Genomic DNA, 11024 nt, shown 5'->3' on the forward strand with positions numbered 1-11024 from the left:
TTCCCCAATCACCAGTTTTTATGTCCCCTCCTTACCCTCAATTAGCACACTGCGTACAGCAATTCTTAACGAATTAAGTCGTAAGAAATATCAGTCTTAGAAGGAATATTGGTGTTGCGATCGATTTCTTCAAAGATTGTATTCACAATCCAGTTGAGGAGGTTGATTACACCTTGGTAGCCAATGGTGCTGTAGCGGTGTAAGTGATGGCGATCCATGATAGGATAACCGATTCTGACCAAGGGAACCTTACAATCACGCCACAGGTACTTACCGTAAGAGTTACCAATTAGTAAATCTACTGGTTCTGTGAACAATAAAGAACGCATATGCCACAGGTCTTTACCACCCCAGATGGTTGCGCCTTGACCGAAAGGACTAGAATTTAACAACTCTTTAAGTTCTTTCTCAAACACTTCGTTAGTGTTGTGAACTAGGATATGCACGGGTTCTGCACCCATTTCTAACATGAAACCAACTACACTGTATACTAAGTCAGGTTCACCGTAGATAGCAAAGCGCTTTCCGTGAATCCATGAGTGGGAGTCGGTCATGGCATCAACTGCGCGACCCCGTTCGATTTCCAATTCTTCGGGAATGGGCTTACCACTTAATTCGCTGAGTTTCATTAAGAACTCGTCAGTAGCCTTAATACCCCAAGGGCGAGAAACTACAGTTGGTTGATTCCACTCTTTTTCAATGTACTCACGGGTTTTGACGGTGGAATGTGCTTGCAGAGCAACTGTAACTTTAGCGTTGATAGAATCTGCTGCATCTTCCAATTTAGTACCACCTGGATACATATCAAACTCACCAGTGTTAGGTGAATCCAAGTAGTCGCTGTTTTCAGCCAAAATGGTGTAGTCAAAACCAAACAAAGAAGCAATACGCTTCAATTCGCGGTTGTTACCTACATAGGTATCAAAACCTGGGATAAAGTTGATTTTGCCATTGTTGATTTGTTTCTTCTTACCGGCAGTTAGGCAAGAAAGAATACCCTTCATCATGTTGTCGTAACCAGTGATGTGGGAACCAACAAAGCTAGGAGTGTGAGCGTAAGGTACCGGGAAATCTTGAGGAACAGAACCAGCATTTTTAGCGTTGTTGATGAAAGCTTGTAAGTCGTCACCAATTACTTCTGCCATACAAGTGGTGCAGACAGCAATCATCTTGGGCTTGTAGAGTTGATAAGAGTTAGCCAACCCATCAATCATGTTCTGCATACCACCAAACACCGCAGCGTCTTCAGTCATGGAAGAAGACACACCAGAAAATGGTTCTTTATAGTGACGGGTTAAGTGAGTACGGAAGTATGCAACGCAACCTTGGGAACCTTGTACAAAAGGTAAAGTACCTTCAAAACCCACAGCCGCAAAAATTGCGCCCAAAGGTTGACAGCCCTTAGCAGGGTTAATGGTTAATGCTTCCCGAGCAAAGTTCTTTTCACGGTATTCCCAACCCTTAGTCCATTCAGCAACTCGCGCAACTTCTTCTGCGCTGTGACCGTTTTCAAATTCCTTTTTGTTTTGGAATAGTTGTTGGTATTCTGGTTGGTGGAATAACTCAACGTGGTCTTGAATTTTTTCTGGATTCTGAGGCATTTCTGGTTCTCCAAGTTTACTGAAGTCATTCGTTAGTATTTGAGGAAGTTTTGGCGGCGGGTGGGAATATCACTCAAAATTCAGAATGCAAAAATCAAAATACATACTTTTAACTTTTGAATTTTGAAATTTGAATTCCTCACTCCCGCCCCTGGGGCTAAAACCCCAGGTTATCCCCACTTATTCCGTTTCCATATCCCTAAGCAATAGCTTTAGCTTTAGCCTTAACTTCAGCTTTCTTGCTCCAGGGAGCGCCAATTAACCCCCAAGTTGGGCTATTGAGTGCTAAGTCCATATCACGAGCAAAGATAGCAAAGCCGTCATAACCGTGATAAGGGCCGGAGTATTTCTTGCCATGGTTTAATATTTCTAAATAACCTAATGTTTATGGTGAGCAGTGCTAGTGATAAACATTGTTTGTTATCAACAAATTTATTTTTAGCCTAAATATAGGCTAAACCATAATGATATATAACCAAAGTAGACATATAACTTAGGCTATTTCCAAAATGGACTAACAAAATGGACTAACAAAATGGACTAATTGGTTCAAGTCTGCAACCACACCAAGAGAACACATGAGAACACAAGTATTAGTAGAGTTAGAACAAGTAAATCTGCGCTTGAAATCTGCAAAGACGAAGGTAACCGTGAGAGAATCAAATGGAAGTCTGCAATTGCGGGCGACCTTACCAATTAAACCGGGAGACAAGGACACAAAAGGAACAAGAAAAAAGCAATATAATCTCAGCTTGAATATTCCCGCCAACTTGGATGGACTCAAAACGGCTGAGGAAGAAGCTTATGAATTAGGCAAGTTAATCGCTAGAAAAACCTTTGAGTGGAATGATAAATATTTAGGCAATGAGGCGATTAAAAAAGAGTTTAAAACCATCGGTGAGCTACTAGCACAATTTGAAGAGGAGTATTTTAAAACTCACAAACGCACCACCAAAAGTGAACATACTTTTTTTTATTATTTTTCCCGAACTCAACGATTTACTAATCTGGAAGATTTAGCAACACCAGAAAATTTAATTAGTGCCATTGCAAAAATAGATAAGGAATGGGCAAGATATAACGCCACCAGAGCCATATCTGCATTTTGCCAGACATTTAACATCAAAATAGATTTATCTCCATATTCTAAAATACCAGAAAAAAATTCCCGGAATATACCCACTGATGCTGAAATAGCCGCTGGAATTATTAAGTTTAAAGATTATTTAAAAAAACGAGGTAATCAAGTTAATCAAAATGTCAAAAATAGCTGGCAGCTTTGGCGCTGGACTTATGGAATGTTAGCAGTTTTTGGTTTGCGTCCACGGGAATTATTTATTAATCCTGATATTGATTGGTGGTTAAGTGAAGAAAATACAGATTTAACTTGGAAAGTCCATAAAAATTGCAAGACTGGAGAAAGACAAGCATTACCGTTATATAAACAATGGATTTTAGATTTTGACTTAAGAAATCCTAAATATTTAGAGATGTTGGCAGAGGTAATTGGTAAGAAAAATCAGAATAATTATGCAGAAATAACGGCATTAACTCAAAGAGTTAGTTGGTGGTTCCGTAAAATAGGCTTGGATTTTAAACCTTATGATTTACGTCACGCTTGGGCAATTCGGGCGCATATTTTAGGGATACCAATAAAAGCGGCAGCGGATAATTTAGGCCATAGTGTGCAAGTGCATACTCAGACTTATCAGCGTTGGTTCTCTCTGGATATGCGGAAGTTAGCCATTAATCAGGCGTTGCATAAGAAGAATGAGGTTGAGTTAATGCGGGAGGAGAATGAAAGATTAAGGCTAGAGGTTGAGAAATTAAGAAGTTGTTTGAAATCTGCTTTACCAGAAATTTGATTCTTTCAAAAAAATATTGTAACACAAGCATCCTGCTTGTTATTCAACAAAAATAACTCTTGTAACACAAGCATCCTGCTTGTTAATGATTTACCTCACCAAGCAGTAAAACCCCTATCATGTAGTAATACCCAGCTATGATAATTATTGTCGCTGTTGATTTAACCAGGTTTGCAAATCCTCAACTGTGGTAAAGTCCAATAATTCCACTGCCAAAGCCTCCAACTGGTCTACACTCAGGTTTTGTAGCTCTTGGGCAATGGTAGCAGAAATACTACCAAAGCGATGATTTAACATCCGAGTAATTAACAGCAGTTCCCCTTCTATTTTGCCTTCTATTTTGCCTTCTATTTTACCCTCTTGAACTGCTAACTCTCTATCCTGCTGATACAACGGTGCTAGTCTCATAATTATCTCCCTTAGCATTTATCAAACACGAAAACTCTTGTAACACAAGCATCCTGCTTGTTAATGATTTACCTCACCAAGCAGCAAAACCCCTATCTAGCGATCGCTTTCCCGTAAATATAAAGGTCAACATACCCAGCTATAATGATCATTGAAAAATTATTGTAACACAAGCATCCTGCTTGTTAATGATTTACCTCACCAAGCAGCAAAACCCCCATCTAGCGATCGCTTTGGCGTGAATATGAAGGTTAACATACCCAGCTATAATGATCATTGAAAAATTATTGTAACACAAGCATCTTGCTTGTTAATGATTTACCTCACCAAGCAGCAAAACCCCCATCTAGCGATCGCTTTCCCGTAAAGTGGCACTTTTACCACATCATTTTGATGAGATTTTCATGGAATTAATCTAAAAAAGCTGATGGAAAAAATGTTTATCATCTAACAAATTTACCCATCAGCAAAATTTAACAATTATCCAAATACATATAAATTAAGATATTGATGATTGACTGTCAGCAACAAACAATGTTATTATAGAACATGATAAATTTAATTTAGGCTAAAAATTAACCGGCTTTCATGCCACAACTGCAAAACCCTGATTTAATCCACCTTGCCAATAACGTAATCAGGGCCGGAGTAATCCCAGGAGTGCATTTGACGGAAAGGTAAGCCCATCTTTTGGAAGACGTACTTCTCTTTCACACCAGAAGCAATTAAGTCTGGCTTAAGTGCTTTAACAAACTCCTCGAATTCATAGGCGGTCACGTCATCGTAAACAATAGTGCCGTTTTCGATGTAGTGAGTGGTACGCTTGTAGTCGTCGTTGTGAGCGAACTCATAACCAGTACCAATCATTTTCATACCCAAATCTTGGAAAGCTGGGACAACGTGGCGGGGACGTAAACCACCAACCATCATAGCCACAGTTTTACCTTCTAAACGGGGGCGATACTTGTTAACGATCGCATCCATGGTAGGCTGATACTTAGCAATAACTTTCTCAGCGTTTTCTTGGATTTTGGAGTCAAATTTAGAAGCAATTTCCCGTAAAGATTCAGCAATCTTGGTAGGTCCGAAGAAGTTGTATTCTAACCAGGGAATACCATATTTTTCTTCCATGTGACGGCTGATGTAGTTCATCGAGCGGTAACAGTGGATGAGGTTCATCTTCACATTGGGAGTCATCAACATTTCGTTGATAGTACCGTCGCCAGACCACTGAGCAACCACGCGCAAGCCGATTTCTTCTAGTAAGATACGGCTAGCCCAAGCATCACCACCGATGTTGTAGTCACCGATAATTGCTACGTCGTAAGGAGTAGATTCAAACTTGAGTGAACCGTCAGCCTTAGCTTTATCAGCCCTAGGGAATACCCAGTCACGAATCATGTCATTAGCGATGTGGTGACCCAGAGACTGAGAAACACCGCGGAAACCTTCGCAACGTACAGGAACAACAGGTTTGTTGATTTCTTTAGCTGCTTTCCTAGCCACAGCTTCGATGTCATCCCCAATTAGACCAATGGGACATTCTGATTGAATAGAAATACCACGGTTAAGAGGGAATAATTCTTCCAACTCTTGGATTAGTTTCAGTAGTTTTTTGTCACCACCGAAAACAATGTCCCGTTCTTGGAAGTCAGAGGTAAAGTGCATAGTACCAAAGGTATCAACACCTGTAGTACCGATGTAGTAGTTACGACGACCAGACCAAGACCAGTAACCGCAACCTACAGGACCGTGGCTAATGTGGATCATGTCCTTAATAGGACCCCAAACCACACCCTTAGAACCAGCATAAGCACAACCACGGGCGGTCATCACACCAGGAAGAGATTTGATGTTAGACTTAACGCCGCAATCGCTCTTACCTTCTTCAAATACGTTTAAGTGCTTTTCGCGCTTTTTCTTAGCTTTATCTGGATAAGCCTCAAGAACTTCTTTAATTAGTTCTTTTCTTTCTTCAACGATGTTTTTGTTTTCTGGAGGTGTCATTTTAGCCTCTCAAAGTCGTAATAATTAGTGAATAAGGTAGATGGAGATCCCCTAAGAATGAATAGGGGGGGAGAGAGAAGAAGGTCAAAGGTAAGAAAGGTAAGATATGTGTTCTTTCTTGCCTTTTTCCTTTTTCCCTGAGTGATTACTTAGCTGCTGCTGCTTTAGCTGCTGCGTCTGCTGCAAGTAGTTTTTCTGCTTCTTCGTCGCTTTCGAGAATACCAAACTCGATCAACAGCGCTTCTAATTCATCCATTTCGATAGGTGTGGGGATGGTTAGTTTGTCGTTGTTGATGATTTTCTTAGCTAATGCGCGGTATTCATGAGCTTGATTGCTGTCGGGTGCATATTCGTTAACGGTCATCCGACGCAATTCAGCGTGTTGAACGATGTTGTCGCGAGGTACGAAGTGAATCATCTGGGTGTTCAAACGTTCAGCCAGAGTTTCAATCAAATCAATTTCCCGGTCAACCTTACGGCTGTTACAAATTAAACCACCCAAGCGAACACCGCCAGTGTGAGCATATTTCAAAACACCACGAGCGATGTTGTTAGCAGCATACATCGCCATCATTTCACCAGAAGTAACGATGTAGATTTCTTGAGCTTTACCTTCACGATTAAGAACTGGTAATTGTTCATTTTTAACAATATTTGCAGTGATGATTGTTAATCATAAACAGTTTTTTCAGCAGGGTAAATCTAGGGTATTAACATAACACAGGAAGCATTTGCCGACTTTTATTAAACAGCCAGTAGTGACGGAGATATATAGGCAAAATGCAACCGGTTAAAAATCAAGAACTACTAACAGAATTAAAAGCAGTAAATACTAGGCTAAAAGCCGCCAGGGTGAGTGTTTCTGTGAGAAAGTCTGGTAATTCACTGCAACTGAGAAGCACTTTACCTATTAAACCAGGAGATATTGATAAAAACGGTATAGGTACAAAGCAATATGATATTTCCCTGGGGATTCCCTTTAACTTTAATGGTTTAAACACCGCCGAGGAAGAAGCCCACGAGTTAGGAAAACTAATAGCCAGAAAACAATTTGCCTGGAATGATAAATATTTAGGTAAAAATTGTTATAAACTTAAAAATCAAGTTGCACCCCAAACTATTGGCGATTTAATTGCAGATTTTGAGAAAAATTATTTTCAAACTAGAAAAATGACCCTAAAAAGCGAGAATACATTTAATAGTTATTTGTATATTGCTCAAACACATCTACCAAAGAATCAACTAGCCATAGGCGATAATTTTATTCAAGCTGTACAAAATTGTACCTCTTCTGATAGCGTTAGGAATGAGCTAATTAAAGTAATTAGGGTATTGTGTAAATGTTCAGGTTTACAAGTACCGCAGCTAAGTCATTTAAAAATCAAATCTACTCCTAAACGTAAGCGTGATCTACCCACTGACCCAGACATAGAGCAAGAGTATTTCAAGTTTGAGCATTACGCACAGCAGCGTCCTAGTAAATTGGTGACTAGGAATGATAGAAATAACTGGAAATTATGGCGCTGGGTGTATGGGATGTTAGCCACCTATGGTTTAAGACCAGGGGAAATTTTTGTTAATCCTGATTTAGATTGGTGGTTATCTTCAGATAATCTCATGAATACTTGGCGAGTCAGTGAAGAGTGTAAAACTGGAGCCAGGGAAGCCTTACCATTGTATCCCCACTGGGTGGAAAAATTTAATTTAAAAACTGATGTAGAGGCTATAGAATTATTAAACCTAAAAATTCAAGGCAAAGTTACTAGTAAACAAATTAACTCGGCTCGCCACGGTACAGACCGATGGTTTAGATTTGTGGGGATTAATTTTCAACCTTATGATTTACGCCACGCTTGGGCTATTAGAGCGCACTTAATGGGAATTCCCATTAAAGCTGCTGCTGATAATTTAGGTCATTCAGTGCATATGCACACATCTATTTATCATAAGTGGTTTAGTTTAGAAAATCGCAAAGTGGCTATGGAAGAAGCTATGAAGAAAAAGTCTAAGGTGGAGGAGTTGCAAGATATGATTATTCGCCTAGAACAGGAAAATAAAAGATTGACAGGGGAAAACGAAAGTTTACGGTTACATATACACAGTTTCCCTAGCTATTAGAGGCTATATTCCCTGGATAAATTCAATAATCTACCTAAATTCCCACAACTAACACATCAATACTAACCGACCTGTAAGCATCCTGCTCGCTGCTTAATATACGACTATATACCGCCTCAGTACAACTACTATGGCTACGCCAACCAGGCTATGGACTGACTTCAGTACAACTACTATGGCTACGCCAACCAGGCTATGAGGTATGCTCAGTAAGGGTCTTGAGTCGCGGTATTTCACAACTAACCTGCGGCCGCGCCAAATCTCATAACAAAAACCTATAAATACTTAAGTGGTATTTATAAGTACATATCTAACTCAATATGAAAACTTTAAGGAAAAAGCGTGAAAAAAAGCAGTAATCTTACATATTGTCAAATTTAATCAAATTGTCTTACACTCATAAAGTGTGATGCAGATGACAAATTTATATAATATTCAAAACACACCGTTACCATCACACTGTTCAATTCTCAAGCACAACAAAGATCAATATCATGTCTACTTCTAAATTAATCCGCAAAGCTCTCAGCCTAACCGGTATCACTCTTCTGTCCGTTTCTGGTTCCATGTTATGGATGTCTCCTAGCCGCGCTGGTAACGAACTCCAAATCGAAGCCATTGCGAACGTGATCCCTGCTTGCGACATTCTCGGTCAAAGTGTTGGGGAACTAGCAGAATCTGTTTCTGGGGATGCTACTGATGGGTTTACACGTGGGGTTGTAGCTTCTCTTCCAGTTATAGCACCTGCTACACTCCCAACTGGTACCCTGGCTTATGTTGCCCTCAGCTGCACCGCCGGGGATAGCACAATTGCCACCGTTACCTCTCCTGTACAAACCACTGGTACTGATTTGGATATTTTCACAGCCACCACTCGGCTGTATGCTCCCACAGTTGCTACTTTAGCAAACACCTTTGACACAGTTACACCTGCTACCTTAGTAACTAATTTCACTGATGCCTTACCAGTAGCTTCTGTCGTTGGTGATGAAACTGTCAGAACTAGCGATGCTGCAACCATCTTAGGAACAACTTCTTCTGCTGTCGCTGCTACCAGTTCTGTCTTTGGTATTGGTTTTGAAGTTATGGTGAGTGGAGAACGGGTTCCCTCTGGTCAGTTTGGCTTTGCCACTACTTTGAGTGTTGTTCCCCGTTAGTCCATAGTTTCTAGGGCTATAAAAATTTAAGTTAGTAAAAATCATGGGTAATTGATGATCCAACATTAATTACCCATCACCTAGTTGTTACTAATGTTTTTGTTGCCTCAATTAATCAACATCTTTTGAAGCTTGGCAGTTTAATTTATGTTTTGGCGACTGAAAAAATTGACTTTTTTAGCGTTGAGCTTGGGTTCAACTGTATTAGTAATTTTGTTTGCAGTACCGACCCATGCTCAAGTGAGTATGTCCCCCTTAATGGTAGTCATGAATGTGCAAAATGGACAGGGGCAACAATTGGTAACTGTTCGTAATCGCACTGACCAACCTTACCGAGCGCGGGTTTATACAGAACCCTTCACTTACACATCCAACGGTTTAGAGCCTTTGCAACGCAGCCCGGTAGACCTCACACCTTATATAGTCTTCTCGCCTAGGGAGTTAGAATTAAAACCAGGTGCTGAAAGAAATGTCCGCTTAGTAGTTAAAGTTCCCCCCAACTTAAACAATACAGAGTTGAGGTCTGTATTGTTTGTTCAAGACTTAAAAGAAGTAGCATTAAGCGATCCTAATGCTAAAGCTCAAACTGCTGTGGTCAGTCGTATCGGAATGCCCATATATGCCAGAATTGGCAATGTTGAACCTAATTTGAGCGCTTTAACGGCTACCTATGATGACGGCAAAGATAGAATCAGTATAAGGGTAAAAAATAGTGGAGCGGGTTCTACCAGGGCTTGGATTAACTGGACTTTAGAAGGAAACGGTAAAGTTGTTGAAGGCAAAGCAGCGCCCAGTTCCATTGTAGGAGAATCAGAAAGGGATATTTATATTGAAAATGACCCAGTAATTAAGTCCCTCCAGCCTGGTAAATACCAATTAAAAGGTTCACTGGATACTGAGCGGGAAAATAGTCAAAAAACCTTTCCTTTTAGCTTGACTTTGGAAGTTCCTGCGCCCAAGCAGTAAGATTCTACCTAAGATTTTACCTAAGATTTTACCTAAGATTCTACTGACTGCTTTTCTAGTAGGTTGACAACTTTGGCATCTAGTTATTTCCCATTTGCTGTGTTCATCGCCAGTCCTATTTAGCTAAAGCTAGCTAAAGCTAACCAAAGTCAAACCTAAGCTAAAAACCTTATGTATTATTTAATTTCCCGATTCCGGAAAGTCATACTTATTCTGGCTATCTGGATGACAATTTTCACCAGATCCGGTTTACTGTTGGCAGAACAGGTAATTGACTTTACCCTACAAGCCAATATTGCAGAAGCCTGTAACATTAATTCAGGACCGACAACGGGAAATTTAGTAGAAAGTTTCAGTGGTGGAAGTACCACCACTTTGGTTGCGTCAATTGGATCTACTACTGTCAAAGGCTTACCTAGCGGATTGGAATTGTCTTGTAACAACAGCACTGGAACTTATGCCATCATCACCTCCCCCGTACTAGAAAGCTCTAGCGTACCTGGTTTTAATACCAGTGTGACAACCGCAATAACTACTCTATACCGAGATAGTGCCGGCGGAACTGTTGGTCAAGCTGATAGTACTGATACTGATTTGGTCAGCGTAGTAGGCAATGGTACAACCTCAACTAAAAGCACACCAATTTTGTTGAGTAGCACTGCATTCACCAATCAATGGTTTTTTATCGGTATGGAAATTTTTGCTGAACGTCAAGGTATACCTGCTGGTACACATACTTTTACCGCTTCTGTAACTCTCATTCCTAACTAAATTCCTCACTCAGATGAAGATTAGACTTAGCGGTACAATAGCCTCCCACCAACAAAACAACTATTGGTCATGTTTGCCTATGATAAGTGGCGATTTATTTTCATTTTACTGATTTCACCGCTATTAATAGC

General features: G+C 40.2%; 8 protein-coding genes and 2 pseudogenes. 5 read left to right on the forward strand and 5 right to left on the reverse strand.

Translation table 11 applies throughout. From position 1 onward, the window contains the following. Positions 1–65: 65 nt before the first annotated feature. Positions 66–1601, reverse strand: coding sequence for a nitrogenase molybdenum-iron protein subunit beta (gene nifK, locus NWP17_RS00115; RefSeq protein ID WP_280652893.1), 1536 nt, complete (start codon positions 1599–1601; stop codon positions 66–68). Positions 1602–1800: 199 nt separating this feature from the next. After that, positions 1801–1959 (reverse strand): annotated as a pseudogene (locus NWP17_RS17540) (nitrogenase molybdenum-iron protein alpha chain); the annotation flags it as partial. 220 nt (positions 1960–2179) lie between these two features. On the opposite strand from NWP17_RS17540, the gene NWP17_RS00125 reads away from it, so the two are divergent. Continuing rightward, positions 2180–3466, forward strand: a complete 1287-nt coding sequence (locus NWP17_RS00125; RefSeq protein ID WP_280652895.1) for a site-specific integrase — start codon at positions 2180–2182, stop codon at positions 3464–3466. Between the two features lie 144 nt (positions 3467–3610). On the opposite strand, the gene NWP17_RS00130 is transcribed toward NWP17_RS00125, so the two are convergent. From NWP17_RS00130 to nifH, 3 genes and pseudogenes are all read right to left on the reverse strand, one after another. Beyond that, the gene (locus tag NWP17_RS00130; protein ID WP_280652896.1) at positions 3611–3874 is read right to left on the reverse strand and encodes a DUF4351 domain-containing protein; all 264 of its coding nucleotides are present in this window, start codon (positions 3872–3874) and stop codon (positions 3611–3613) included. Between the two features lie 612 nt (positions 3875–4486). After that, positions 4487–5881: a nitrogenase molybdenum-iron protein alpha chain gene (gene nifD / locus NWP17_RS00135; protein ID WP_280652897.1), complete on the reverse strand. Its 1395-nt coding sequence runs from the start codon at positions 5879–5881 to the stop codon at positions 4487–4489. Between the two features lie 145 nt (positions 5882–6026). Next, positions 6027–6500, reverse strand: a pseudogene (gene nifH, locus NWP17_RS00140) (nitrogenase reductase); the annotation flags it as partial. 161 nt (positions 6501–6661) lie between these two features. Between nifH and NWP17_RS00145 the strand changes: the two are divergent. The 4 genes from NWP17_RS00145 (at position 6662) to NWP17_RS00160 (ending at position 10893) form a co-directional block, all read left to right on the forward strand. Continuing rightward, positions 6662–7999, forward strand: coding sequence for an integrase (locus NWP17_RS00145; RefSeq protein ID WP_280652898.1), 1338 nt, complete (start codon positions 6662–6664; stop codon positions 7997–7999). A gap of 494 nt (positions 8000–8493) precedes the next feature. Further along, positions 8494–9156, forward strand: coding sequence for a hypothetical protein (locus tag NWP17_RS00150; RefSeq protein ID WP_280652899.1), 663 nt, complete (start codon positions 8494–8496; stop codon positions 9154–9156). Between the two features lie 147 nt (positions 9157–9303). Continuing rightward, positions 9304–10122 (forward strand): fimbrial biogenesis chaperone, encoded by an 819-nt coding sequence (locus tag NWP17_RS00155; RefSeq protein WP_280652900.1) that lies wholly within the window; start codon positions 9304–9306, stop codon positions 10120–10122. A 225-nt stretch (positions 10123–10347) separates the two neighbouring features. Then, the gene (locus tag NWP17_RS00160; RefSeq protein WP_280652901.1) at positions 10348–10893 is read left to right on the forward strand and encodes a hypothetical protein; all 546 of its coding nucleotides are present in this window, start codon (positions 10348–10350) and stop codon (positions 10891–10893) included. The last annotated feature ends 131 nt before the right edge of the window (positions 10894–11024 follow it).

It is taken from the genome of Chrysosporum bergii ANA360D (assembly GCF_029891735.1).
GTDB classification, from domain to species: domain Bacteria; phylum Cyanobacteriota; class Cyanobacteriia; order Cyanobacteriales; family Nostocaceae; genus Umezakia; species Umezakia bergii.

Coding starts and splice junctions, on each gene's coding strand:
- NWP17_RS00155 (WP_280652900.1), top strand. CDS start 9,304: ATGTTTTGGCGACTGAAAAAATTGACTTTTTTAGCGTTGAGCTTGGGT.
- NWP17_RS00130 (WP_280652896.1), bottom strand. CDS start 3,874: ATGAGACTAGCACCGTTGTATCAGCAGGATAGAGAGTTAGCAGTTCAA.
- nifK (WP_280652893.1), bottom strand. CDS start 1,601: ATGCCTCAGAATCCAGAAAAAATTCAAGACCACGTTGAGTTATTCCAC.
- NWP17_RS00145 (WP_280652898.1), top strand. CDS start 6,662: ATGCAACCGGTTAAAAATCAAGAACTACTAACAGAATTAAAAGCAGTA.
- NWP17_RS00150 (WP_280652899.1), top strand. CDS start 8,494: ATGTCTACTTCTAAATTAATCCGCAAAGCTCTCAGCCTAACCGGTATC.
- nifD (WP_280652897.1), bottom strand. CDS start 5,881: ATGACACCTCCAGAAAACAAAAACATCGTTGAAGAAAGAAAAGAACTA.
- NWP17_RS00160 (WP_280652901.1), top strand. CDS start 10,348: ATGACAATTTTCACCAGATCCGGTTTACTGTTGGCAGAACAGGTAATT.
- NWP17_RS00125 (WP_280652895.1), top strand. CDS start 2,180: ATGAGAACACAAGTATTAGTAGAGTTAGAACAAGTAAATCTGCGCTTG.